Annotated in this window: 1 pseudogene; it reads right to left on the reverse strand. The window is 64.6% G+C overall.

Annotated elements, in window-relative coordinates:
- Nucleotides 1–1,730: pseudogene (locus DIE02_RS35155) on the reverse strand (hemagglutinin); the annotation flags it as partial.

The raw sequence follows: 1,730 nt of genomic DNA on the forward strand, positions 1-1,730 counted from the left end.
CTCAGGCCCGTCGACAGCGAGTTGGCCGTCGTCGACGTGGACGTCGACAGCGAAGCCACCGAGCTATCGGTCGAGCTCAGGCCCGTCGACAACGAGCTGATGCCGGTCGAGGTCGAGGTGGACAGCGAGCCGATCGAGCTGTTTGCCGACGACAGGCCCGTCGACGTGGAAGTCGACAGCGAAGCGACCGAGCTATTGGTCGAGCTCAGGCCCGTCGACAGCGAGTTGGCCGTCGTCGACGTCGACGTCGACAGCGAGGCCACCGTGCTATCAGTCGAGCTGAGGCCCGTCGACAGCGAGCTGATGCCGGTCGAGGTCGAGGTGGACAGCGAGCCGATCGAGCTGGTTGCCGACGACAGGCCCGTCGACGTGGAAGTCGACAGCGAAGCGACCGAGCTATCGGTCGAGCTCAGGCCCGTGGACAACGAGTTGATGCCGGTCGAGGTCGACGTCGAGAGCGACGAGATCGAGCTGTTAGCCGACGAGAGACCGGTCGACGTGGAGGTCGACAGCGAAGCGACCGAGCTGTTGGTCGAGCTCAGCCCCGTCGACAACGAAGTGATGCCGGTCGACAGCGACGAGATTGCGCTGCTGGACGACGACACCGTCGTCGACAGCGAATCCACGATGGAATTGGTCGCGAAGAGTTGGGAGCCGTTGATCGCGTCCGTGCTGGTCGGCGTGATCTGACCTGCTGCGACGTTGGTGATCTGACGCGTGGTGCCCGTACTCGCGTTGCCGACGCTCACCACGCTGCTCGGGTTGCCGCCCGCGAACGTGCTGGTCACGCCGCCGACGGTACCCGTCGGCGTCGCGTTGGGCGCTGCGGTGACGGAGCCGCTGCCGAGCGCGACGTCGCCGGTGTTGTTGGCGATGGCATTCGGGCCGATCGCGACTGAGTCGGTGCCGAGCGCCTGGCTGTCGGCTGCCGTCGACTTCGCGTGGAAGTACTTGATGCCCTGGCTGTTGATGCTGTCGATCGCCGAGCCGACGCTGCTGGCGGTCGACGTCGTGCCATTCGCGTTGTACGTCGTGTACGCCGGAGCGGAAACCGTTCCGGTCGTCGGATCATACTTCGCACCGCCACCGAGGGCGGAGGCCGTGCTGGTGCCGAGATTGTCGGTCTTGGTCGTGACCGTGCTGAGGCCGGTGGACAGTGAGTTGATGCCGGTCGAGGTCGACGTGGAGAGCGACGAAATCGAGCTGTTTGCCGAGCTGAGTCCAGTCGAAAGCGAGCCGATACCGGTCGACGTCGAAGTCGACAGCGAAGCCACCGAGCTATTGGTCGAACTGAGGCCAGTCGACAGCGAGCTGATCGAGCTGCTTGCCGACGAGAGGCCGGTCGACGTGGAAGTCGACAGTGACGCAACCGAGCTGTTGGTCGAGCTCAGGCCCGTGGACAGCGAGTTGATACCGGTCGAGGTCGAAGTGGACAGCGAGCCGATCGAGCTGTTTGCCGACGAGAGGCCGGTCGACGTGGACGACGACAGCGAAGCGACCGAGCTGTTGGTCGAGCTCAGGCCCGTGGACAGCGAGTTGATACCGGTCGAAGTCGACGTGGAAAGCGACGAGATCGAGCTATTGGCCGACGAGAGACCGGTCGACGTGGAAGTCGACAGTGACGCAACCGAGCTGTTGGTCGAGCTCAGGCCGGTGGACAGCGAGTTGATGCCGGTCGAGGTCGAAGTGGACAGCGAGCCGATCGAGCTGTTTGCTGACGAGAGGCCGGT

It is taken from the genome of Burkholderia sp. Bp8991, from assembly GCF_003853795.1.
Lineage (GTDB): Bacteria > Pseudomonadota > Gammaproteobacteria > Burkholderiales > Burkholderiaceae > Burkholderia.